Annotated in this window: 20 protein-coding genes and 1 pseudogene; 10 read left to right on the top strand and 11 right to left on the bottom strand. The window is 63.5% G+C overall.

What is annotated here, in order from left to right; all coding sequences use genetic code 11:
* Positions 1-168: 168 nt before the first annotated feature.
* The 3 genes from ACK4FZ_RS17260 to ACK4FZ_RS17250 form a co-directional block, all read right to left on the bottom strand.
* A complete protein-coding gene (locus ACK4FZ_RS17260; protein WP_409823160.1) occupies positions 169-810 on the bottom strand; it encodes a lytic transglycosylase domain-containing protein in 642 nt (213 codons plus the stop codon).
* Positions 811-818: 8 nt separating this feature from the next.
* Complete coding sequence (locus tag ACK4FZ_RS17255) at positions 819-2,525, bottom strand: proline--tRNA ligase (RefSeq protein ID WP_409823158.1); 1,707 nt, start codon at positions 2,523-2,525, stop codon at positions 819-821.
* Between the two features lie 117 nt (positions 2,526-2,642).
* Positions 2,643-4,124, bottom strand: a complete 1,482-nt coding sequence (locus ACK4FZ_RS17250; RefSeq protein ID WP_409823155.1) for a P-loop NTPase fold protein — start codon at positions 4,122-4,124, stop codon at positions 2,643-2,645.
* Positions 4,125-4,715: 591 nt separating this feature from the next.
* Here ACK4FZ_RS17250 and ACK4FZ_RS17245 point away from each other — a divergent pair.
* The 8 genes from ACK4FZ_RS17245 to kup all read left to right on the top strand — a co-directional run bounded on the left by ACK4FZ_RS17245 (position 4,716) and on the right by kup (position 14,961).
* Positions 4,716-5,969, top strand: coding sequence for an ABC transporter substrate-binding protein (locus tag ACK4FZ_RS17245; protein WP_409823152.1), 1,254 nt, complete (start codon positions 4,716-4,718; stop codon positions 5,967-5,969).
* A 185-nt stretch (positions 5,970-6,154) separates the two neighbouring features.
* Positions 6,155-7,024, top strand: coding sequence for a carbohydrate ABC transporter permease (locus tag ACK4FZ_RS17240; RefSeq protein WP_409823149.1), 870 nt, complete (start codon positions 6,155-6,157; stop codon positions 7,022-7,024).
* An 8-nt stretch (positions 7,025-7,032) separates the two neighbouring features.
* On the top strand, positions 7,033-7,899 hold the full coding sequence (locus ACK4FZ_RS17235; protein WP_144370810.1) for a carbohydrate ABC transporter permease: 867 nt from the start codon (positions 7,033-7,035) through the stop codon (positions 7,897-7,899).
* Positions 7,896-9,380 (top strand): beta-N-acetylhexosaminidase, encoded by a 1,485-nt coding sequence (gene nagZ, locus ACK4FZ_RS17230; RefSeq protein ID WP_409823146.1) that lies wholly within the window; start codon positions 7,896-7,898, stop codon positions 9,378-9,380. The genes ACK4FZ_RS17235 and nagZ overlap by 4 nt, the downstream gene beginning before the upstream one ends.
* A gap of 20 nt (positions 9,381-9,400) precedes the next feature.
* The gene (locus ACK4FZ_RS17225) at positions 9,401-10,480 is read left to right on the top strand and encodes an ABC transporter ATP-binding protein (protein WP_409823143.1); all 1,080 of its coding nucleotides are present in this window, start codon (positions 9,401-9,403) and stop codon (positions 10,478-10,480) included.
* 123 nt (positions 10,481-10,603) lie between these two features.
* The gene (locus tag ACK4FZ_RS17220) at positions 10,604-11,632 is read left to right on the top strand and encodes a porin (protein ID WP_409823140.1); all 1,029 of its coding nucleotides are present in this window, start codon (positions 10,604-10,606) and stop codon (positions 11,630-11,632) included.
* Between the two features lie 189 nt (positions 11,633-11,821).
* Positions 11,822-12,748, top strand: a complete 927-nt coding sequence (gene nagK, locus ACK4FZ_RS17215; protein WP_409823139.1) for an N-acetylglucosamine kinase — start codon at positions 11,822-11,824, stop codon at positions 12,746-12,748.
* A 347-nt stretch (positions 12,749-13,095) separates the two neighbouring features.
* Positions 13,096-14,961 (top strand): low affinity potassium transporter Kup, encoded by a 1,866-nt coding sequence (gene kup, locus ACK4FZ_RS17210; protein ID WP_409823137.1) that lies wholly within the window; start codon positions 13,096-13,098, stop codon positions 14,959-14,961.
* A 68-nt stretch (positions 14,962-15,029) separates the two neighbouring features.
* Here the strand turns inward: kup and ACK4FZ_RS17205 are convergent, their stop codons facing one another.
* From ACK4FZ_RS17205 to ACK4FZ_RS17195, 3 genes and pseudogenes are all read right to left on the bottom strand, one after another.
* The gene (locus ACK4FZ_RS17205; RefSeq protein ID WP_409823134.1) at positions 15,030-15,941 is read right to left on the bottom strand and encodes a bestrophin family protein; all 912 of its coding nucleotides are present in this window, start codon (positions 15,939-15,941) and stop codon (positions 15,030-15,032) included.
* Positions 15,942-16,029: 88 nt separating this feature from the next.
* Positions 16,030-16,590 carry a 1,6-anhydro-N-acetylmuramyl-L-alanine amidase AmpD gene (gene ampD, locus ACK4FZ_RS17200; protein WP_409823163.1) on the bottom strand — a complete coding sequence of 187 codons (561 nt, stop codon included), beginning with the start codon at positions 16,588-16,590 and terminating at the stop codon, positions 16,030-16,032.
* Positions 16,591-16,626: 36 nt separating this feature from the next.
* Positions 16,627-17,067: pseudogene (locus ACK4FZ_RS17195) on the bottom strand (GNAT family N-acetyltransferase); the annotation flags it as partial.
* 147 nt (positions 17,068-17,214) lie between these two features.
* Here ACK4FZ_RS17195 and ACK4FZ_RS17190 point away from each other — a divergent pair.
* Complete coding sequence (locus ACK4FZ_RS17190; RefSeq protein WP_144370800.1) at positions 17,215-17,754, top strand: hemerythrin domain-containing protein; 540 nt, start codon at positions 17,215-17,217, stop codon at positions 17,752-17,754.
* Here the strand turns inward: ACK4FZ_RS17190 and ACK4FZ_RS17185 are convergent.
* Complete coding sequence (locus tag ACK4FZ_RS17185) at positions 17,751-18,587, bottom strand: LysR family transcriptional regulator (RefSeq protein ID WP_409823131.1); 837 nt, start codon at positions 18,585-18,587, stop codon at positions 17,751-17,753. The two genes, ACK4FZ_RS17190 and ACK4FZ_RS17185, sit on opposite strands and share 4 nt — an antisense overlap.
* A 98-nt stretch (positions 18,588-18,685) precedes the next feature.
* Here ACK4FZ_RS17185 and ACK4FZ_RS17180 point away from each other — a divergent pair, with 98 nt between their 5' ends.
* Complete coding sequence (locus ACK4FZ_RS17180; protein ID WP_409823128.1) at positions 18,686-19,408, top strand: SDR family oxidoreductase; 723 nt, start codon at positions 18,686-18,688, stop codon at positions 19,406-19,408.
* Between the two features lie 447 nt (positions 19,409-19,855).
* Here the strand turns inward: ACK4FZ_RS17180 and tal are convergent, their stop codons facing one another.
* The 4 genes from tal to phoB form a co-directional block, all read right to left on the bottom strand.
* On the bottom strand, positions 19,856-20,917 hold the full coding sequence (gene tal, locus ACK4FZ_RS17175) for a transaldolase (RefSeq protein ID WP_144370796.1): 1,062 nt from the start codon (positions 20,915-20,917) through the stop codon (positions 19,856-19,858).
* Positions 20,918-21,161: 244 nt separating this feature from the next.
* On the bottom strand, positions 21,162-21,467 hold the full coding sequence (locus tag ACK4FZ_RS17170; protein ID WP_409823125.1) for a Dabb family protein: 306 nt from the start codon (positions 21,465-21,467) through the stop codon (positions 21,162-21,164).
* Positions 21,460-22,764: a phosphate regulon sensor histidine kinase PhoR gene (phoR, locus tag ACK4FZ_RS17165; protein ID WP_409823122.1), complete on the bottom strand. Its 1,305-nt coding sequence runs from the start codon at positions 22,762-22,764 to the stop codon at positions 21,460-21,462. Before phoR ends, ACK4FZ_RS17170 begins: the two co-directional genes overlap by 8 nt.
* A 3-nt stretch (positions 22,765-22,767) precedes the next feature.
* Positions 22,768-23,457, bottom strand: a complete 690-nt coding sequence (phoB, locus tag ACK4FZ_RS17160) for a phosphate regulon transcriptional regulator PhoB (RefSeq protein WP_144370793.1) — start codon at positions 23,455-23,457, stop codon at positions 22,768-22,770.
* Positions 23,458-23,829 lie beyond the last annotated feature (372 nt).

The following is a 23,829-nucleotide window of genomic DNA, read 5'->3' as shown; positions in this document are numbered from 1 at the left end:
TTTAATGCGTGTTGTAGCAGGCTCATACAGCAAAAAAGGGAACATGATGAACATGTTCCCTTTTACTGGATTTGCAGTCGCAAGTCTTAACTGACTGGCATTAGCCCGGTTGGGCGGTTTTTGTTTTTGCAGCAGCAAAAGCGGCCCATTGCGGCCAACGCTTGCCATTCAGGGCCGGGCAGGCTGCCAGGCGGTACGGTTAAGGCTGGCGGGCGGCTGCCATTGCCAGTTGGCCTTCCAGGCGCCCACTACCAGGTTGGGGTACTCGGCACGGCCCAGGCTGCCGTTGTAGCGGCCCAGCGCACGGAACAGGTTGCCGCGTTCGATATCCAGGTAATGCCGCAAAATGGTGCAGCCGTAACGCAGATTGGTGGTGAGGTCGAACAGGTTGTGGTCCGGCGTGCCGATGCTGCGCACCCAGAACGGCATCACCTGCATCAGGCCGCGCGCGCCCACCGGCGAAATGGCGTACTTCTTGAAGCCGCTTTCCACCTGGATCAGCCCCAGCACCATCTGCGGGTCCAGCCCGGCGCGGGTGGCCTCGTAATGGATGGCGGTCAGCAGCCGCTCGCGCATCCATTGGTCGGGAATGCGCTTTTGCAGCCGGCGCGACATCTCCGCCAGCCACAGCGGGCCTTCGCGCGGGTCTTCGAACACCAGCCGCGGCGCGTTCACGTCGGCAATGCTGCGCGACATGGCGCTGGCCACGTTGGCCGCCAGCGCCTCCTCGCGCTGCGCGCCCGCCCACGCCGGTGCGGCCGCCAGCAGGGCGGCCAGCAACAGCGGCAGGGCAAGTCGCAGCGGGGTCATGGCCGCAATCAGGCCAGCTTGGCCAGCACGAAGTCCAGGATGGCGTCCGGCGCCACCGCAGTGGCTTCGCTATCGCGACGGTGCTGGTACTCCACCTTGCCTTCTTTCAGGCCGCGGTCGCCGATGGTGATGCGGTGCGGCGCGCCGATCAGCTCCCAGTCGGCAAACATCGCGCCCGGGCGCTCGCCACGGTCGTCGATGATCACGTCCACGCCCTTGGCTTGCAGGCCGGCGTACAGCGCGTCGGCGGCGGCTTTCACGCCTTCGGAGCGGTCGTAGCCCACCGGGCACACCACCACGGTGAACGGCGCGATGGCGTCCGGCCAGATCATGCCCTTGTCGTCGAAGTTCTGCTCGATGGCGGCGCCCAGGATGCGGCTGACGCCGATACCGTAGCAGCCCATCTCGAAGTGCTTCGGCTTGCCGTCTTCGTCCAGGAAGGTGGCGTCCATGGCCTTGGAGTACTTGGTGCCCAGGTAGAACACGTGGCCCACCTCGATACCGCGCTGGATGGCCAGCACGCCTTTGCCGCACGGCGACGGGTCACCTACCACCACATTGCGGATGTCGGCCACTTCCGGCTCGGCGCAATCGCGCACGAAGTTGGCACCGGTGTAGTGGTAGTGGTCTTCGTTGGCGCCGATCACAAAGTCGGCCATCTTGGCCACGGTACGGTCGGCTACCACGCGGCCCTTGAAGCCCACCGGGCCCAGCGAGCCCGGGTTGGCGCCAAAGGCGTCCTTGATCAGCGCCGGGCTGGCCATGGTCAGCGGCTTCTTGATGCCGGCCACTTTTTCGGCCTTCACTTCGTTCAGCTCGTGGTCGCCGCGTACCAGCATCAGCACCGCGTCGCCTTCTTCGCCTTCCACCACCACCGCCTTCACGGTGCGGGTGATGTCCACGTTCAGGAAGCTCACCAGGTCGGCAATGGTCTTCACGCCTGGGGTGTGTACCTTGGCCAGTTCGGCGGCGGCAGCAGCGCGCTCGCCGGCCGGGGCCAGCGCCTCGGCCAGCTCGATGTTGGCCGCGTAATCGCTGTCCGGGCAGTACACGATGGCGTCTTCGCCGGTTTCGGCAATCACCTGGAATTCGTGCGAACGGTCGCCACCGATGGCGCCGGTATCGGCCGCCACTGCGCGGTAGGTCAGGCCCAGGCGGTCGAAGATGCGGCAGTAGGCGGCGAACATGTTGTCGTAGCTCTTGCCGGCGTCTTCGGCGGTGCGGTCAAACGAGTACGCGTCCTTCATGGTGAATTCGCGGCCACGCATCACGCCAAAGCGCGGGCGGCGCTCGTCGCGGAACTTGGTCTGGATCTGGTAGAAGTTTTTCGGCAGCGCGCGGTAGCTGCGCAGCTCGGCGCGGGCGATGTCGGTCACCACTTCTTCGGAAGTGGGCTGAATCACGAAGTCGCGGTCGTGGCGGTCTTTAAAGCGCAGCAGCTCGGCGCCCATGCCGTCGAAACGGCCGGTTTCCTGCCACAGGCCGGCCGGCTGCACCACCGGCATCACCAGCTCGATGGCACCCGCGCGGTTCATCTCTTCGCGCACGATGTTTTCCACCTTCTTCAGGCTGCGCAGGCCCATCGGCATCCAGTTGTACACACCGGCGGCAACCTTGCGGATAAAGCCGGCACGCAGCATCAGCTTCTGGCTGACGATGTCCGCGTCGGCGGGGGCTTCTTTCTGGGTAGAGATGAAAAACTGCGAGGCACGCATGAGCGGGTTCCTTGGAAATTCTGCGAAATGGCGTTGATTGTAGCGGGTAGCAGCGGGCGGGGGGAAGGTTGGCCGCAAGTGCAGGCCCACTGCGCCCCTATTAAACCGCAGCTCGCATCACGAATCTTCGTTGCCGGCATCACGCGCATATTGCAAGTAAAACTGCCATGCTCGGGCAAGCCGCTGCATCTCTTGCTCATCTCCCGAACGCAAAGCCGCCCACATGGACACCAGCTCCGTGGCGTCGAGCTCGCGGTGTTGAACCGTCTTTCTTTCCGACCAGCCCAGAAAATACATCAAGGCCGACTTGGTGGCCGATGGCAATTCGGCAAAATCGATCCCCCGGTCTTTCATCCATGCCAACTCAGCTTCTTGCATTCCCCACGGGAAAGGCTTCATCTGCCCCTCGTCGCCTACACTTATTTTGTAATTCCTTCCTGCTTGTAACTCTCTCAATCCTTCCGGATCCTTCCAGATGGCGGCTACAGCACGCCAAAGAGCACTATTTTTCAGACGCATGGCTTCCAGAAATGCAAAGTCCTCGGCCGTTATCCCCAGCTGTTGCGCCACCGAGTCGTTAAGCAGCAAATTCGCGTACAAGCGCTTCATGTCGCGTGGGGTTTGCACAAATGCATCGACCAGAACTTGCAAACAATCTGCGGTATCTGCAGACGAGTCAGCCAGTTTGTTCTTGAATGCGGGCAATGCTCCCAGACCATTTAACCAATACGCGTTGAATGCCGCTGACGTCGGCTTCGGCAAGCGGTACGGCAGCTGCACGATCTTCTCCAGATAGGCCTCGCCCCTGCCCTTATGTACCTCATCCAGCGCCGACGCCACGATAGCGCGGTCGTAGGCAATGACGTAGACGATATTCGGCAAATCCAGCACGCCCTTCACCGCACGAAACACCTCCCGGATTTCTTCGTGCGACAGGCGATCGAGGTCATCAATGATGACAATCTGCTTTTGGCCTTTCATCTTTTCAGACTTCAGAGCTGCGGCCGCCTTCTGCTTCAGGCCTGCCAAGGATTCAGAGTACGTTCGCTGCCGAGCCAACCATTGCAATCCCAGATGGCAGACCAAAGCGACGACTGCAGCCCCTGCCACACCAAGCCAAGTTTCACTTTTATACGCAGCAACCGCACTAGTACCAAAAAACGGCGCCAAAACCACTGGGTTTGAGAACAACTTTTCCAGCCAAGGATTAACGTGATTGAGCGCTTTCAGTAAGTTAGCGAGCGCCTTCTTCGCTTTGATATCACACAGGTCGCGGCCATTGATGATGGCCTCCAATAGATTGCTTGCTGTCTTTTCCGGGTTATCAAACCACCACGGATTGAAGTCGACCACAACGGGCGGGGTTTCTCCTTTTTCTTCGGCTTGTTCAAAACGCTGCTTCAGGCAGTTGATGAAGGTTGACTTGCCTTCGCCCCACTCGCCTTCGATCCCCACCACAAAGCTGGCGTCCGGAAACTGCTGATTCAGCAGCATGGCGGCCAACCTGTCGGCGTGCGGCTGGAAGCCCAGCAGATCCTCCTTGGCTTTGGCTGGCGCGTCGGTCAGTAGCTTGGGCAAATCAGTAGCGGTATTGGTCATGGCGTTTTACCTGTCGGGCAGGCGCCCAGTATGCCATGAGCGTGATCTCTACTCTCGCCTGCCCGCGCTAGCCGTGCGGCCAACCCTTTCCCGTCGACCACCCTGCTGCCCTACCAGTGCGACACCAGCTTGCATACCAATAAAGACCAGTGATGACGGATATTTCCTGCAACCTGCTTTGCCAAGCCTCAACAGCTGATTACGTGTTAGCCACCCGCATACATCGACAGTTTATTCGAATATAAAACAAAATCACGCCATAAAACTGCCTTAAAATCGCAAACAAGAAAATAATAACGCACGTTACCAAAGTGCTGATTTTTAGCAGTTTGGTATCGATTCCAATAAGCTTCTGTTGCATTTTTGATGTAGTCGCACTGCAACATTGGCGAAAGGTTTCACATTGGTATTGCTCTGGTATTTCGCTGGTATTAGATTGGCTTCGCCGCGGTCGCAAGGCTTTACAACAACCCGCCAACGCCACGGCCAAACACGGAAAGCGTGTGCTGCCAACCGGTAGCACACAGGCGCAAGCCGGCCCTGCCGCGGCCGCCCACGCCAGCACAACACAACCTACGCGAGAGTCCCAGCATGAAACTGAAATCTATCGCCAGCGCCACGCTGCTGGCCGTTGGCCTGACTGCCTCTTTTGGTGCCTTTGCCGCCGACAAGCCGGTGATCGAAGTGTGGACCATGAGCCTGTCGCCCAAATTTGACGGCTACTTCAAGGATCTGGTGAGCAAGTACAACGCGCAGAACCCGGGCGTGGAAGTGAAGTGGACCGATTACCCGTGGGACGTGATCCAGGCCAAGTTCACCGCCGCCGTGGGCGCGGGCAAACCGCCGGCGCTGGTGAACCTGAACGTGCCCTGGGCGTACGACTACAAGCAGGACGGCCTGATCCAGCCGGTGGACGGCATCATCAACAAGGCGCAGTTCGTGCGTGGCGCACTGGCTGACGTGACTTTTGAAGGCAAGACCTACGCCTTCCCGCACTACAACGGCGCCAACGTGATTGCCTACAACAAGGACATCTTTGCCCGCGCCGGCCTGAAAGCCGCGCCGAAGACGTTTGACGAACAGCTGTCGTTCTCCAAAGCCATCAAGGCCAAGACCGGCGTCGCCGGCTTTGCCCCCACCCTGGGCCCCACCAAGATCGAAGGCTTCTTTATCCAGAACGGCCTGGACGTGGTGAAAGGCGGCAAAGCGGTGTTCAACAGCCCGGCACACGTGGCGATGATGAAAAAGCTGGCCGACGCCTACAAAGCCGGCGCGCTGCTGAAAGACAACCTGTTCGCCCAGGACAACTTCCAGGTGCAGATGCAGGCCTACAACGCCGGCAAGATGGCGATGCTGGTTTCCACCCCCACCTCGCTGACCCGCATCCGTGACGAAGCGCCGGTGCTGTACAAGGCTACCGCCGTCGCCGCCGCCCCGGTGGGCCCGACCGGCATTGCCTCCGGCGGCTGGATGTTCAACTTCGCGGTAGCACGCAACGTGGACAAGGCGCTGCTGCCGGAAGTGGGCAAGTTTGCCAACTACCTGACCAACGACGCCAACCAGCTGGCGTTCTCCAAACTGGCCGGCACCCTGCCAACCAGCGCCCGCGCTGCCAAAGACCCGCACTTCCAGACCGTAGCGGCCCCGGGTGGCGCGGTGGAACAGGCGGTAGCGGTAGCTGCGTCCAGCCTGGATAGCACCCGCACCATCTTCCTGTCCGGCGTGAAAGACCCGGAAGTGCTGTCCAACAAGCTGGCCGCCGCGGTGGAACAAGCCGTTACCGGCCGCAAGGACCCGAAAGCCGCGCTGGACGAAGCCGCAGCCTTCTGGAACAGCAAGCTGTAAACCCCGCGTGCTGATGTGCCACGGCTTTGCGCCGTGGCTATTGCTCCCCCTGCCCGCCGCCCGGCGGGCAGGCAGTGCCGGGTATTGCCCGCGCCCGGGAGGCTTGCTGTACCACGCCCCCTTGCCAGTACTGCGGCCAACCTTGGCAGCGGGCCAGGGTGGTGCCATGAACCGAGCGGTGAAGTATGCGTGCATCGAAGAAAAACACTTTACAGGCCTGGCTGTTCCTTGGGCCGGCGCTGGTGCTGTTGCTGGCGTTTTCCTTTTGGCCGGTGGGCTTTGGTTCCTACCTGGCGTTTACCCAATACAACCTGATCGACGCCCCGGTGTGGGTCGGTCTGGACAACTTTCGCGAGCTGTTCGCCGACGAGCTGTTCATCGCGTCGCTGAAGAACTCGGCGCTGTACCTGCTGGTAGTACCGGTGATCCAGGTGCTGGCCATCCTGCTGGCGGTGCTGGTGAACAACCAGCTGCCGGGCATCAAGCTGTTCCGCGCCGCCTACTACCTGCCGGTGGTGACCACGGTGTCGGTGATCGGCGTGATCTGGAACTTCATGTACACCGACGACGGCGCGCTGAACGCCATGCTGCGCTGGCTGCACGTGATCAACGAGCCGGTCGGCTGGCTCAGCGACGACCGCATTGCGCTGTTTGCGGTGATGTTCGTCACCATCTGGCGCGGCCTGGGCTGGTACATGGTGCTGTACCTGGCCGGCCTGCAAAGCGTGCCGCAAGACGTGTACGAAGCGGCGGTGCTGGACGGCGCCAACGCCTGGCAGCGCTTCTGGAAGATCACCGTGCCGCTGCTGATGCCCACCATCCTGTTGTGCTCGGTAATGTCGATGCTGGCTGCGGTGAAGTCGTTTGAAGAAGTACAGATCATGACCAAGGGCGGCCCGATGCAGTCCACCTATACCGCGCTGTTCTACGCCTACGAGTTCGGCATCAAGTCGCTGAACTTCGGCCGCGCGCTGGCGGCCAGCCTGGTGATGTCGGTGTTCTGCGTGGCGCTGGCGTGGCTGAACTTCCGCTACCTGCAACCGCGTTCCAAATGAGGCCCGCCATGGAAAAAACCCTGACCCTGCCGCTGGCGGCGCACCGTCGCCAGCTCAACGTGGCCAAGCTGGCCAACCGCAGCCTGCACTACCTGGTGCTGGTGCTGCTGGCGGTGATTACCGTGTACCCGTTCTGGTGGACGCTGGTGACCGCGCTGTCCACCAGCGGCGACGTGTTTACCTACCCGCCACGCATGTGGCCGGAAAACCCGGGCCTGGACAACTTCATCGAGGTGTTCAACACCATCGACGTACTGGCCTTCTACAAGAACTCCATCATCATCTCGGCGCTGACCGTGGCCGGCACGCTGATCGTGTGCAGCATGGCGGCCTACCCGCTGGCGCGCATGCAGTTTCCCGGCCGCAATATCGTGTTCGGCGCCATCCTGGCCACCATGATCCTGCCGTCGGAGGTGAACTTCCTGGTGAACTTCATCACCGTGTCCAAGCTGGGCATGGGCGATACCTACAGCGGCGTGGTGCTGCCCGGCCTGGCCGGTGCGGTGGGCATCTTCCTGATGAAGCAGGCTTTCGAGGCGGTGCCGAACGACCTGGTAGACGCCGCCCGCGTGGACGGTGCCACCGAATGGCAGATCTTCTGGCACATCATGCTGCCGCTGGCGCGCCCGGCGTTGGCCGCGCTCACCATCCTCACCATGGTGGCAGCGTGGAACCAGTACATCTGGCCGTCCATCGTGATGGCCAGCCCGGACAAGTTCCCGCTGTCGGTGGGCGTGCTGTACCTGTCCGGCGCCTTCAGTTTCAAGATTCGCGTGGTGGCCGCCGGCGCGGTGCTGACCGTGCTGCCCATCCTGATCGTCTTCCTGTTTACCCAGCGCTACTTCCTGCGCGGCTTTGACGGAGCTGTGAAATGAGCCAAGATCTGCGCCGCCTGGCCGGCCGTGCCCTGATGGTGGATGTGCCCGGCACCACGCTGGATGCCGACGACCAAGCCTTCCTGCGCGACAACCATATCCGCGCCATCTGCCTGTTCCGCCGCAACGTGCAGGACGCGGCCCAGACCCGTGCGCTGGTAGACCAGCTGCGCGCCGCCTGTGGCGACGACGTGCTGATCGGCATCGACCAGGAAGGCGGCGCCGTGATGCGCACGCTGTTCCTGCCGCAAGCGCCGTCGGCGATGGCGCTGGGTGCGGTGGGCGACGAGCAACTGGCGCGCGACGTGGGCGCTGCGCTGGCGCGCGGCCTGGCGTCGCTGGGCATCAACCTCAACTACGGCCCGGTGCTGGACCTGAACAACAACCCGCAAAACCCGGTGATCGGCGAGCGCAGCTTTGGCGAGCACCCGGAAAGCGCGGTGAGGTTGGCCGCCGCCTGGATGCAGGGCCATCAGCAGGAAAATATCGCCTGCTGCGTCAAGCACTTCCCCGGCCACGGTGACACCCATACCGACTCGCACCTCGACCTGCCGGTGGTGGACAAACCGCGCGCCGCGCTGGACGACTACGAGCTGGCGCCGTTCCGCGCCCTGCTGCCGCACAGCGCGTCGCTGATGAGCGCGCACATCCTGTTCCCGCAGCTGGACGAAGCGTGGCCGGCCACGCTGTCGCCGGCCATCCTCGGCACCCTGCTGCGCCAGCAATGGGGCTACCAGGGCGTAGCCATCACCGACGGCATGAACATGAAAGCCATCCGCGAACGCTGGGGCCAGGCCGCCGGTACGGCACAGGCGCTGCGCGCCGGCGCCGACCTGTCGCTGGTGCTGCAGTTCCGTGACGAAATGGTCGCCAGCCGCCAGGCACTGGAAGACGCCGTCGGCGACGGCAGCCTGGGCAGCGCACGGCTGGCCGAGGCCGAGCAGCGCGTCAACGCCCTGGTGGCCCGTCACCCTAGCCGCACCCGCGACTACCCCGCCAGCCAACGCGCGGCCGACGAGGCGCTGTTTGCCGACGCCTGGCGGCGCGCCCTTACCGCCCACGGCCAGCCGTTGCGGCCAACCTCGCGCCAGCTGCGCCTGGTGGTGCAACAGCAGGCGCCGTCCGACGGCGTATCGGAAGCCGGCCTGTCGGCCGAGCGGCTGATCGCCGTGCTGGGTGAAGCCTTCGAGCTGGACGTGGTCACCTTTGCCCGCCGCGAGGCGCTGGACTGGACCGCGCTGCCGCAGGATGGCCGCTACACCGTGCTGGCCTCCACCACCCGCGAACGCTACGGCGCGCGCGAGGCCGCCAGCTGGCAGCCCGACCTGCACCTGGCGCTGTGGAACCCCTACGCCGCCGCCGACCTGAACGCCCCGGCATTGCTGACCTACGGCTTTGCCGACGCCGCCCTGCACGCCGTCCGCGACTGGCTGCAAGACACCCTGGACGCCCATGGCCGCATGCCGGCCCGACTGGCCTGAGCCGTCGCAAGGAAAGAAACATGGCTGAACTGAAACTGAAGCAAATCAAGAAAACCTACGACGAAGGCCCCACCGTGATCCACGGCGTGGACCTGGACATCCGCGACGGCGAATTCATGGTGTTTGTCGGCCCGTCCGGCTGTGGCAAGTCCACCATGATGCGCATGATCGCCGGGCTGGAAGACATCAGTGAAGGCGAAGTGTGGATCGGCGATACACTGGCCAACGACGTGCCCCCCGCCCGCCGCGGCGTGGCGATGGTGTTCCAGAGCTACGCGCTGTACCCGCACATGACCGTACGCGAGAACATGGCCTTCGGCCTGAAGCTGGCCGGCAAGAGCAAGCAGGAGATTCACGACGCCGTTACCCGCGCGTCCGACATCCTGCAAATCGGCCACCTGCTGGAGCGCAAACCCAAGGCGCTGTCCGGCGGCCAGCGCCAGCGTGTGGCCATCGGCCGCGCCATCGTCCGCAAGCCGGACGTGTTCCTGTTCGACGAACCGCTGTCCAACCTGGACGCCGCGCTGCGCGTGCAGATGCGCATCGAACTGACCCGCCTGCACCAGGACCTGGGCAGCACCATGATCTACGTCACCCACGACCAGGTAGAAGCGATGACCATGGGCGACCGCATCGCCGTGTTCAACGCCGGCCGCATCGAACAAGTAGGCACCCCGCTGGAGCTGTACCAGCACCCGGCCAACCTGTTCGTGGCCGGTTTCTTGGGCAGCCCGAAGATGAACTTCCTGCCAGTCAGCGCCGCCACCTTCGGCAACTGCTGCAGCTTGCGCCTGGCCGGTGGTGAACTGCTGACGCTGGAGGGCCGAAACGCCGAAGGCGAGCTGACGCTGGGCATTCGCGCCGAGCACCTGCGCCTGGAAGAAGCCGGCCTGCCGGTGACGGTAGATCTGGTAGAGCACCTGGGCGACGTGCAGATCGTGCATGTCCGCGCCGCCGGCTACAGCGACAACATCGCCGTTAAGTTGGCCGGGAACCAGCGAGCGCCAGCACCCGGCCAGCGCACCGGCTTGGTGCTGGACACCACGCACTGCCACCTGTTCGACGCAGAAGGCAAGGCACTGCCCCGCCATCACCACTAGTTTTCACGGGCGAAAAACCACGCTCACCAGAGAAGTGCCGTGTCACGCCCTTACAAAATGACATAGGCATAGAGCTGCAACGTCACCACGACACCGTCACCACGACACATGGAGAACACCAACATGCAACGCAAAACCCTGGCCATGATCATTGCCGCCCTGGTTTCCACCCCGGCCTTTGCCGACAGCTGGACCGACATCTTCAAACTGAGCGGCTCGGCCGAGGCCAACTACATCGTCACCGACAACGGCAAAACCACCACCAGCGAACTGGACCGTGCGCTGTTGCTGAACATTGACGCCAGCAAAGAGATCGCCGGCGGCAACAAGCTGGGCGCCCGCATCTCGCAGAAGATCGCCACCGGTGAAACCGTGGAAAACAAGGTTGGCATCGGCAGCCGTGAAGCCTACGTCACCCTGTCCGGCGACTTTGGTACCGTGAAAGCCGGCCGCGCCTTCATCAACAGCTACCTCACCCTGGACTGGCCGTTTGGCCAAGTAGGCTTCTGGCCGGTGGCCGAAGGCGGCGCCGGCAAGGTCACCAGCAAGGTGTACCTGCCGAACACCCTGAGCTACCAGTCGCCGGCCATCGGCAACTTCAGCTTCAGCGCACAGCACGGCTGGGGCAACGAGAAACATAACAAGGACAGCGTGTACGACCTGGCCGGCACCCTGACCGTGGGCAAAGCCACGCTGTACGCCGGCGTGCTGGGCGGCAAACCGGCTACCAAGACCAAGGAAACCAAGGCGGATCTGGGTACTGGCATTGTGACCGAAACCACCACTGTCACTAACGATATCGAAAACAGCCAGCAATACCTGGCCGCTTCGGTAGGCGTGAGCGACGAGCTGACCCTGCGTGCCATGGTGCAGTCGTACAAGCAGGAAAAAGCCGGCAAGCAAACCAACAAGGGCAGCGAAACCTCGCTGGGCCTGACCTACACCATGGGCAAGGCCGGCTACATCAAGGCCGCCTACATGAACCAGAACAACACCGGCGTGGCTGACGACTACAGCCGCTACGCGGTGCAGTACGGCCGCGATATCGGTGGCGGCGCCGAGTGGTACGCCCGCCTCACCAAAGTGGCCCCGAAAGCCAGCGGTTCGAAAGACACCAACCAGTTCCTGACTGGCGTGTGGATCGGCTTCTAAGCAGCAAGGTGTTTTTGTAGTACCCGGGCGCCAGCCCGGTTTTCAGGGAGGGCAAGGTAGTATCATCGCCTTGCCGACCTCTGGAGAGGTCATGCAGAGCTTGGCCGTTGCCTTCACCGGCAACGGCACTTTTTTGCAGACATCTTGATAAACACCGCAGCCAAGCCTGCCTTCTAGACAGACTTCACCATGCATTACGGATTCGACATCGGCGGTACCAAAGTGGCATTCGGCGCCTTTGACGCCTCGCTAAAGCGGGTTCGCCAGCAGCGCTTTCCCACCCCCAACGATTACCCCACCCTGCTGGATGCGCTGTGCCGCTGCATCGAGCAGACCGATGCCGAGCTAGGCTGCCAGGGCAGCATCGGCCTGGGCATTCCCGGCATCATCGACAGCATCAGCGGCAGCCTGCTGGCGGCCAACGTGCCGGCCGCCAACGGCCGCCGGCTGCAGGAAGACCTGCAAGAACGCCTGGGCCGCCCGGTGTTCATCGATAACGACGCCAACTGCTTTGCGCTGTCCGAGGCAATGGATGCGGCCAACCACGGTGTGGCCTCGGTACTGGGCGTGATTCTGGGGACCGGCGTCGGCGCCGGCATGATCTTCCGCGGCCAGATCCACAACGGCCTGAACCACGTGGCCGGCGAACTGGGCCACATGCGGCTGCCGATCGACGCACTGCAAGCCTTTGGCGGCGACTTGCCGGTGTTTGCCTGCGGTTGCGGCCAACGTGGCTGCATCGACAACTACCTGTCCGGCCGCGGCTTCGAGCAGTTGTTTTTCCACCGTTTCAGCGAACGGCTGGCGGCAGTGGACATCATCCAGCGCTACCGCGAAGGCCACCCGGCTACCGTAGTGTTCGTCGAACAGTTTTTCGAGCTGATGGCCTGCTGTTTTGCCGGCTACCTGGCCATCCTCGACCCGGCACTGATCGTGCTGGGCGGCGGCTTGTCCAACTTTGACGAGCTGTACCGCGAGCTGCCCAAACGCCTGCCGCGCTACATGCTGAAGTTCGCGCGGGTACCGCGCATCGAAAAAGCCCGCCACGGCGATGATGGCGGCGTACGTGGCGCGGCCTTTCTGCCTTTGGGCCACACCGCCACACGGCACGATTAGCCACCACACGCCGGCCGGCACCAGGCCGGTCGCGCTGGCGTGTCGGCGCGTGCCCGCCAACGCATCTGACAGCCTCATCCATTAGCACTTCCTGCCAGCCCGCGCCCGATTGGCGCTGCTTTTTATCGAACCAGACCAGCTGCGTGATATGGCTAGCGTTCCGGCAAGCGGCTATGGTGTCGCGGGTGTGGCAAAGCCCCTACACGCGCCGCATAAAGCGTTATCAGCAGTGTTGGCCGCATGGCCATTTGGCAGGCAGGGGAGTAATCTGCGCGCTCACCTGTGGTGTACCTTTTGCAGTGCAGCAAAGCTGTCATGCAAACCTCTCGAACAACAAGACAAACATCATGCAAGCGCATAACAAGCAAGCACTGGCCGGCCTGACGCTGGCCGCCCTGGGCGTGGTTTACGGCGACATTGGCACCAGCCCGCTCTACACATTGAAAGAATGCTTCAGCCCGCACCTTGGTCTGGCACCCAGCCAGGAAAACGTGCTGGGCATCCTGTCCCTGATCGTATGGGGGCTGATCCTGGTGGTATCGCTCAAATACCTGTCCTTCGTGCTGCGCGCCGATAACCGTGGCGAAGGCGGCATCCTGACGCTGATGGCGCTGGCACGACGTGCAGTGGGCCCGAAGGGCTGGCTACTGGCGGCGCTGGGCCTGATGGGCGGCGGCTTTTTCTACGGCGAGGTGGTGATTACGCCGGCCGTGTCGGTGCTGTCGGCACTGGAGGGGCTGGAAGTGATTACGCCCAGCTTCAAACCGTATGTGCTGCCAATTGCCATCGCGGTGCTGGTGGGGCTGTTTGTCATCCAGAAGCACGGCACTGCCAGCGTGGGCAAGCTGTTCGGCCCGGTGATGATGCTGTGGTTCGGCGCACTGGGCGCCTTGGGCATTCATGGCATTATCGGCAACCCGGCGGTACTGGCCGCGCTGAACCCGGCCTGGGGCCTGGACTTCATGCTGGAACACCGCGCTGTAGGCTTTCTAGCGCTGGGCTCGGTGGTACTGGCACTAACCGGCGCCGAAGCGCTGTACGCCGACATGGGTCACTTCGGCCGCAAGCCGATACGCCTGGCCTGGTTTTTCTACGTGCTGCCGGCGCTGATGCTGAACTACTTCGGCCAGGGCGCCGAAATCCTGGCCGACCCGGCGGCCCGCGCTAACCCCTTCTTCCACCTGGCGCCGCAGTGGGCACTGCTGCCGATGGTGATCCTGTCGACAGCCGCTACCGTTATTGCCTCGCAAGCGGTGATCTCCGGCGTGTTTTCACTGACGCGCCAGGCGGTACAGCTGGGCTTTCTGCCACGTATGGAAATCACCCATACCTCCGACAAGGAAATCGGCCAGATCTACATCCCGCTGGTCAACTGGGGCCTGCTGTTTGCCGTGATTGCGGTAGTGGTGATGTTCCAGAGTTCCAGCGCGTTGGCCGGCGCCTACGGCATTGCCGTCACCGGCACCATGGTCATTACCTCCATCCTCGCCTGCACCGTGGCACTGAAACAATGGAAGTGGCCGCTATGGGTGGTGGCACCGCTGTTGGTGGCACTGCTGGCCGTGGATATTCCGCTGTTTGCGGCCAACGTGGTGAAGATCTTTGCCGGTGGCTGGCTGCCGCTGCTGATTGGGGTCATCGCCTTTATCCTGATGAGCACCTGGCGCCAGGGCCGCAAGCTGCTGATGAGCCGTCTGAACGAGATGGCCATTCCGCTGGACGGTTTTATCGAGAACATGGAAACCTACTCGCCGGACCGTGTACAGGGCACCGCCGTGTTCCTGACCAATTCCACCCACGGCGTGCCGCACGCGCTGCTGCATAACCTCAAACACAACAAGGTGCTGCACGAGCGCATCGTACTGATGACCATCCGTACCGAGGAAGTGCCGTATATCGAGACAGAAAAACGTATCGAGATCGAGCAGCTATCCAACAGCTTCTGGCGCGTGATGGCCTACTACGGCTTCAAGGAAACACCGAGCGTGCAGGAGATACTGGACCTGTGCGAAGCACGCGGCATGCAATTCGAGCTGATGGACACCTCGTTCTTCCTGTCGCGCGAGACGCTGATCCAGACCGACCGCGAAGGGCTGTCGCCGTGGCGCGAAAAGCTGTTCGTGTGGATGAGCCGCAACGCGCTGCGCGCCACCGACTTCTTCCAGATCCCGTCCAACCGCGTGGTGGAAATGGGCGCCCAGGTCGAGCTGTAAAGCCGGCTGCGCGTCAGCAAAAAGGTTGGCCGCGGCCAACCTTTTTGCATTACGCCACCCTGTCAGACTCAGAACTGGTAAATGCCCTGCTGCTGCGGTGGCGCCACCGGCATCGGCTCGCCTAGCATGTCGCGCACCGACTGCTCGATGCCGTAGCACAGCGCCGACAACGGCAGGTCGTTGCCTTCCTTGCCGAATGGTTCTTCCAGCTCGTCGCCCAGGCTGTCCAGCGCCAGGTAGGTATAGGCGATGAACACGGCAATGATGGGCGTGAGCCAGCCAATGGTGGTGACCAGGCCCAGCGGCAGCAGCAGGCAATAGCCGGTTACGGTACGGTTCAGCAGCACGCGATAGGTAAACGGAATCGGCGTATTGCGGATGCGTTCACAGCCGCCCACCACCTCGCCCAGCGTGTCCAGGTTGCGGTCTACCGACAGCCACTGCTGTTCGGTGAGGTGGCCGTCGCGCAGCAGCTGGTGGTTCTGCGCGTGCAGCCAGGCCAGCAGCCGCGTCGGGATATTGCGGCCGCTGCGCAGCTGTTCGGCCAGCTCGGCCGGCAGCAGGCGCACCAGGTGCGGGTGGGTATCGTCGTCGCGCAGTTGGCCTTTCAGCGCGTAGGTCAGCGCACAGACGGCGTACAGCATCGGCCGCACTTGCGGCGCCGCCACCGGCTGCAGCTTGCCGGTAAGCGAACGGCTGACAATCAGCAGGCCGCCCCACAGTTTGCGCGCTTCCCAGAAGCGCTCGTAGCTGGCCGAGTTGCGAAAGCCGAGGAAGATGGCCAGCGACACGCCCATCAGCGTAAAAATGCTGACGTTCAGCGCCGAATCGGCGTGCTGGCTCAGCCACCAGCCATCCAGCAGCGCCGACAGCAGCGACAGCGCAAACACGATGGCCAGCCGCGACACAATGCGCGGCAGTACCGAGCCGTGCCAGACAAACAGCAGCCGCAGCCAGTTGTAACGGGGTAAAACGATCATGGGGAAAACAGCCAGGCTGAATGGGCAGGGCCACCATCATAAGAAGGCCGCCCGCCAGTGGCAATGCGGGCCGGCCCGACCGCCAGCATCAGGCCTCGTTTTCCGGCAACGGCCGCCCCAGCGTAGCCGACAACCGTGCCCAGTCGAAGTACGGGCCAGGGTCGGTCTTGCGACCCGGCGCGATGTGCTCATGGCCGGTAATGGCCTGCACGCCGCACTGCGCCTGCAACAGCTGCGCCAGCGCGGCGAGGGTACGGTACTGGGCGTGGGCGAACGGCTCGAAGTCGCAGCCTTCCAGCTCCACCCCCAGCGAAAAATCGTTGCAGCGTTCGCGCCCCTGCCACTTCGAGGCGCCGGCGTGCCAGGCGCGGCGGTGCACCGGCACAAACTGCAGCAGGCTGCCGTCGCGGCGGATGAAAAAGTGGCAGGACACGTGCAAATGGGCGATCTCGGCGTAAAACGGGTGCGCGGCGGGGTCCAGCGTATTGGTGAACAGCTCGGCCACGCCGCTGCCGCCATAACGGTACGGCGGCAGGCTGATATTGTGCACCACCAGCAACGGGGTGGCGGCCGGCACCGGGTAGTCGTCGCAATTGGGGGACGGCAAGTGCTGGGCCTCGTTTACCCAGCCGTCGTCGCCCAGGCTCAGCGGTAGCGGGCTGTCGTCGCGCGTCCACGCCAGCCGCAACAGCGGCAGGCCGTCCGGCGCGGCAAAGCGCTTGCTTTCGACAAAGCCGGCTTTCTGGTAACAGCGCACGGCCGCACGGTTGGCCGCGGCCGTCATCACCGTGGCAGCCTGCTCGTGCTGCAACGCCACCGTCAGCAGGCGGCCGGCCCAGCCCTCGCCCAGCCGCTGCGGGTGGACCAGCGTGCGGGCGATATCGGCGCGGCCATCCTTGTAACGCCCCAGGGTCAGCAAACCGCACAGCGTCCCCGCCTCGTCCCAGGCCGCCAGAATCTGCAGCGGGCTGCTGACAATGTCGTCCACCGTACGCCACAGCCGTGGCAGACGGTAACCGTCCAGCCAGGCCACCTCCAGCGCGTGGGCAGCGTCGTGCAAGGCCAGCGCAGCGGCCAGGTTGGCCGCATCGTGCGGCAGGGGGGAAACGCGGAACGGCTCAGGCATGGGATACTCCGGCACAGGGGGTGCGTCACTTTACAGCATCGCCCGCCCGCCTTGCGAGCCGGCAAAAAGACCGCTGCTTGAGCCATGTCATGTGCAAACGCAGCATCACGCACCATACTGCAGCGACACCTTTGCCAGGAGATGGCCATGCTTAGCCTCGACGCCCTGACTGCCTCGGCAGCCGCCCCTTCGTTCGACGAACCGCTGGACATGCTGTACGCCTGTCACGACAAGGTACGCCGCTTCTGCGACCAGCTGGACGCGCTGCCAGCCTACATCGCCGAGCACGGCCGCAACCAGGCGGTGATCAACACCATTAGCGGCATCGTGCGTTACTTCGACCTGGCCGGCCCGGCGCACCATCAGGACGAGGAAGACGAGCTGTTTCCGCTGATCCTGGCGCGCCAGCCGGACGCCGCCCCCAAGATCGAACAGCTGCTGGGCGAGCACGGCTACCTGCACTCGCGCTGGAACGCCATCCGCGATGACCTGCTGGCCTACAACGCCGCCACGCTGGACGACATCAGCGCCGACGAAGTGCACGAATTTGCCCGCCTGTACCGTGAGCACGCGCAACGCGAGGAGCAATGGCTGTTCCCCACCGCCGCCGCCCTGATCAACGACAGCGAGCTGGCCGACGCCGGCCGGCGCATGGCCGCGCGCCGTACCCTGAAACCGGCGGCCTAAACCGCCCTGCCCGCCGCCTGCGGCCAAGCGTGCAGGCTGTGCAGCAAGGCCGCCACTGCCGGCAGGCTGGCCACGTTGGCCGCATAACACAGCCCCACCCGGCGCGACGGCGCCGCCCCTTCCAGCGCCTGCCAGCCCATGCCCGGCCGCAACAACGCCGGCGGCAACAAGGCCACGCCCAGGCCGGCCTGCACCATGTCGCACGCCAGCGCCAGGCTACCGGCCTGATGCGCGCTGGCTAGCGCCGGCCCGCCGCCGCCCAACCACGCCAGCAAGCGCTGGTGCGACGGGTGCGACGGACACACCACCCAGTCCAGCGCCATCGCCTGCAACGGCGTCACGGCCGCTGCACTGCTGGCGTGCGGCAGCGCCAGCACGAAAGCCTCTTCCCACAACGGCAGGAACAGCTCGTCCTCGCAGCGCAGCTCCTCGCTGGCCAGCCGCACCTCGCCGCGGCAACCGGGCAATACCTGCAACAGCAGCTGCGGCAGCGCCTGCCGGCAATGCGCCAGCAGCGCCTGGCGCTGGGCGGCGCCCAAATCAGCCTCTACCCCCAACGCCAGCGGCAGACAGCCCTGCGGCGCCGCAAACTGCGCTTTCAGCTGCGTCATCTGCGCCAGCAACTGCTGCGCCTGCGGGTACAAGCGGCGGGCCGCATCGCTGACGCTGACGCCACGCGCCTCGCGCCCGAACAAGGGCGTGCCCAGCTCGTCCTCCAGCTGGCGGATGGTCACCGACAGCGTGGGCTGGGTCAGATGCAGCCGGGCAGCGGCACGGGTGATGTTGCGCTCTTCGAATACGGCGATGAAGGCCTTCAGCTGACGCGAATCCATAGAATTTTTCGATGACAGACAGCGAAATTTATCATTTTTCACGCGATTAGGCGCGACATACACTGCCAGCCATCGACCAAACACATGAAAGACCTGTCATGCGCAAACCGCTGATCATCATTACCGGTGCCAGTTCCGGCATCGGCGAAGCCACCGCCCGCCAGCTGTCGGCCCTGGGCTACCCGCTGCTGCTGCTGGCACGCCGTATCGAACGCCTGCAGGCACTGGCCTTGCCGCATACCCTGTGCCGCCAGGTAGACGTGACCGATGCCAACGCGCTGCACGCTGCGGTAGCGGAAGCGGAGGCGCAGTACGGCGCCGCCGACGCGCTGGTGAACAACGCCGGCGTCATGCTGCTGGGCCGCATGCATGAGCAGGACCCGACCGAATGGCAACGCATGCTGGACGTGAACGTGCGTGGCGTGCTCAACGGCATCCACGCCGTACTGGCCGGCATGATGGCGCGTCGCCACGGCACCATCATCAACGTCAGCTCCATCGCCGGCCGCAAAACCTTCCCCGACCACGTGGCCTACTGCGGCAGCAAGTTTGCCGTGCACGCCATCAGCGAGAACCTGCGCGAGGAAGTAAGCAGCCACAATGTGCGGGTGATCACCATCGCCCCGGGCGCAGTGGAAACCGAGCTGCTGGGCCACACCACCAATGCCGGCATCCGCGAAGGCTACGAAGCGTGGAAGCGCACCATGGGCCCGGTGCTGCGCGCCGAAGACGTGGCCGACGCCATCCGCTACGCCTACGAAGCGCCGCAAAACGTGTGCATCCGCGAGATCGTGCTGGCCGCCACCCACCAGCCGGCCTGAGCGGCAAGGTTGGCCGCAACAACCAAAAAGCGCCCTAAGGGGCTAATGCCATTCAGTTAAGCGAATGTGCTTGGTTTTCACGTAGCAAGACGTGAGTGAAGCGCCCCATCCCGTTGGCGCGAGCCGGTCAAAATGGTTCGCCCCAGGTTTTAAGACGCCGATTTGTTTGAGCCCCGAGCCGTTAGCGAGGGGCGAGTTCGGCGGCGCCTGGGGCGTGCCGTTTTGGACGGGGTTTCGAGCAGCCCCGGGTTGCGGGGGAATGAAAAGGGGGCGGCAATCCGCCCCCTTTCCCGTCTGCCGGGCGGAACCGGCATCTAATCATCGTCCGCAGAGCGGACACACTAGCGTACTTCAACGCAACAAGCCCCTAAACAAAAAACGCCAGTCAGCGTTAACTGACTGGCATTACCCTAAGGGGCGCTTTTTTCATGCAGACACTGCCGGCAATCAGGCGGTCAACACCAGCAGTTCGGCAAAGGCTTTCTCGAACAGCACCAGACCATCGCGCTGCAGCTGTTCGCCGGCCGCGTTGAAATCCACACCCGCGGCAGCCGCTGCTTCCAGCACGGCACGTGCCTCGTCGGCGCCCTGGTTCAGCGTGGCGGCAGCGTTGCCGTGGTCGCGGAACAGCGCCAGCGTGGCGTCCGGTACGGTGTTGACGGTTTCGTCGCCGATCAGGCTTTCTACGTACAGCACGTCGGAGTAGGCCTTGTTCTTGGTGCCGGTGGACGCCCACAGCAGAAACTGCGGGCGGGCGCCGGCAGCTTTCAGCACGGCAAATTCCTCACCGTGGAAGCGCGCCAGGTAGCGCTGGTACGCCACTTTGGACAGCGACACCGCTACCTTGCCCTGCAGCTCGGCCGGCAGCTGTGCGTCCAGCAGACTGTCAACACGCGACAGGAAGAAGCTGGCCACGGCTTTCACGTGGCGCAGCGGCTGGCCAGCAGCGTGACGCGCGGTAAGGCCGGCGATGTAGGCGTCCCACACCGCTTCAACTTGCGGCAGCGAGAACAGCAGCGTGATGTTGACGTTGATGCCTTCGGCGGTCAGCTGGCCAAAGGCGGCAATGCCTTCCGGCGTGGCCGGAATCTTGATCATGGCGTTCGGGCGGTCGATGGCGGCCCACAGGCGGCGGGCGGCGGCCAGGGTGCCTGCCTCGTCGCGCGACAGTGCCGGCGACACCTCCAGCGACACGTAGCCGTCGTCGCCGGCGGTGGCCTGGTACTGCGGCAGGGTCAGGTCGCAGGCGGCCTGGATGTCGGCGATCACCAGCGTTTCGTAGCGCTGCTCGGCGCTGAGGCTGGCGTCGGTTTTCAGCGCGGCCAACTCGTCCTGGTAACGCGGGTCGGTGCTGATGGCTTTATGGAAAATGGCCGGGTTGGAGGTGACGCCGGCAATGCCGTCGTCGGCCAGCAGGCGGGCCAGTTCGCCGGTTTGCAGCAGTTCACGGGACAGGTTGTCCAGCCAGATGCGCTGGCCGAAAGGACGGATGGCTTGTAGTCGGTTCATGGGTGTGTTGCTCGTTATGTTGACGGGCGGCGACAGGCTTGGTGCGCCGCTGATGTAGTACGTCACATGCTACCTTGCCCACCGCCTGTAGCAAAGCCATTACAAGCTGCCGGCAGGCGGCTGCCGGCAATAGAAATTGCCCCGCCAGCACCCCAGCAAGGCACAAGACGATGGCGAAATCACAATAAATGGCACAAGCGTGCCCGACAGCAACGCTCAGCACAGCACATCCGCATGGCGGGAGTCAGGCTTGGCCGCTGTCGAAATCGAACACCAGCGCCTGCGCCAGCAGCGGCTGTACCTGCGCCACGAAAGCCAGATGGGCCGGGTGGTCTAGGTAGCGGCGCAGCGCGGCAGCATCGTCAAAGCGCAGCACCCAGCCGTGGGTATAGCCCTGGGCCAGGTTTTCCGGGCTGATGTCGGTACCCGCACGGAAATCGCACACCTCGGCAATGGTAGCGGGCAGCGCCGCAAAAGCCGCCAGCGCGGCGTCGGTATCGGCGCTGCTGGCGTGCCCGGCAAAACGGAACAACACGATATGCTCAATCACGGCTGGCTACCTGTTCGGGATTGAAGATCACGCTGAATACGCTGCCCTTGTCGGGCTCGCTCTGGATGTCCAGCTTGGCGTGGTGGCGGGCCAGCACGTGCTTGACAATGGCGAGGCCCAGGCCGGTGCCGCCGTTGCCGCGCGAGCGGCCCCGGTCCACACGATAGAAGCGTTCGGTCAGGCGCGGCAGGTGCTCGCGTGGAATGCCGATGCCGGTATCGGCCACGGTAAACGCCACGCGGCCATCGTCTTCCTGCGTCCAGCGCAGGTAGATGCTGCCGCCTTCCGGCGTGTAGCGCACGGCGTTGGACACCAGGTTGCCGAACGCCGAGTGCAGTTCCTGTGCGCTGCCCCACAGGTCGTTCAAACAATCATTCCGCAGCACAATCTGGTGACGTCCCTGCGACAGCCCTTCGGCTTCTACCAGCAGCGTATCCAGTAGCGCAGCCATGTCTACGCGGTCCTGCAGCACGGTGCGCGGGCCGTTTTCGATACGCGACAGCGTCAGCAGGTCTTCTACAAGGCTTTGCATGCGACGCGACTGCTCCAGCATCATCGGCAGGAACTGGCGCAGGGTGGCGTCTTCTACCTGCGGCATGTCGGACAGTGTTTCGATAAAGCCACCCACCACGGTAAGTGGCGTGCGCAACTCGTGCGACACGTTGGCCACAAAGTCGCGGTGTACGGTTTGCACCCGCTCCAGCTGGGTGATATCGCGCGACAGCAGCAGCTTGCGTGTGGTGTCGAACGGCACCAGCTGAATGGACAACACCAGCTCCTTGCTGTTGCCGCCGTGCAGGATCAACGGCTGGCTGTAGCTTTGCGCCGCCATGTAGTCGTGGAAGGCCGGCTGGCGCACCAGGTTCAGGATCTGGCTGCCGATGTCGGTCTTGCGGTTCAGGCCCAGGTGTTCCACCGCCATCGGGTTGATCCACTCGATGTGGTCGTACTCGTCCAGCACCACCACGCCGTCGGGCATGGCTTCACCGGCGTTGATGAAGCGGTCCAGCACGCCGGCCAGGCGCTTCTTGCTTTGCTTCTGCTTGCGCGCCTGGCGGTACAAGGTCATGAAAATGCCGTGCCAGGCGCCAAAGCCGTCCGGTACCCGGCCGGGAACCGGGTTGTTCAGCCAGCGCACCAGCAGGGCGATGTGATAAAGATGAAACGATAGCCACAGCAACAGCGTGGCCAGCAACAGCACCACACCGACAGTGCTACCAAAAATCAGCCCGAAGGCCAGCGACACCAGCATGATGGCAACCAGCCAGCCCAGCGTGCGCTTGAAGAATTCAGCCAAAACCTACCCCTGGGCAGAGAAACGGTAGCCGGTACCACGCACGGTCTGGATCAGGCTGTCGTGCCCGGTGGGTTCCAGCGCGCTGCGCAGGCGGCGGATGTGCACGTCCACGGTGCGCTCTTCCACAAACACGTGGTCGCCCCATACCTGGTCCAGCAGCTGGGTGCGCGAGTGCACGCGTTCGGCGTGGGTCATGAAAAAGTGCAGTAGGCGGAATTCGGTCGGCCCCAGGTCCACATTGGTACCGTTGCCCTGTACGCGGTGCGTAACCGGGTCCAGGCGCAGGCCTTTCACTTCCACCGCGTCGTCGGTCATCTGCGGCGCACGGCGGCGCAGTACGGCCTTGATGCGCGCCAGCAGCTCACGCGGCGAGAACGGCTTGGTGATGTAGTCGTCGGCGCCGGCTTCCAGGCCTTGTACCTTGTCCTGCTCTTCGGAGCGGGCGGTCAGCATAATGATGGGGATCTGGCGGGTACGCTCGTCGGCGCGCAGCTTGCGGGCGATTTCAACGCCGGAAGCGCCGGGCAGCATCCAGTCCAGCAGGATGAGGTCCGGCAGCGCGTTCTTCACCAGGGTCAGTGCCACCTCGGCGGTACTGGCACGCAGTACGTGGTGGCCAGCCTGGACCAGATTGAACGCAATCAGCTCCTGGATGGCGGGTTCGTCTTCAACAAGCAGAATATTGGCGGGCATGGGGCGGAATCCTTCCATCTACAATTATGGCAAGGATAGAAAAAAGCGGTTACAGAAATATGACACTTCACGCTGCTTTCGATAGCACTTGCCAAAATTTGCCGGCAGTGTAGCAGCAATGACAGTTTATGCCCGCCAAATCGGCATAAATGCACGCCAATAGCGGCATTTTGCCAGCGGGCGCAGCCTTGTTGCGCCGTATTCACAAGGGTTTTATTTTTCTACAAAACTATTTTGCGTTATACTGCGTCTTTCCGTTCCGGCCTGGCCGTCACCGCGCAACGCACGCCACCCTCCTCCCCTGCGGCCAACCCGGAACCCCTGCCCACCTTCAGGGCTGCCCAAGACCCTGCCCGCGCCGGCGGCTTTGCC

The sequence above is a fragment of the Vogesella sp. genome, from assembly GCF_046297735.1.
GTDB classification, from domain to species: Bacteria; Pseudomonadota; Gammaproteobacteria; order Burkholderiales; family Chromobacteriaceae; genus Vogesella; species Vogesella urethralis.
Note: the sequence above shows the minus strand (reverse complement) of the source record. Positions and strands in the feature narration are given on the sequence as shown.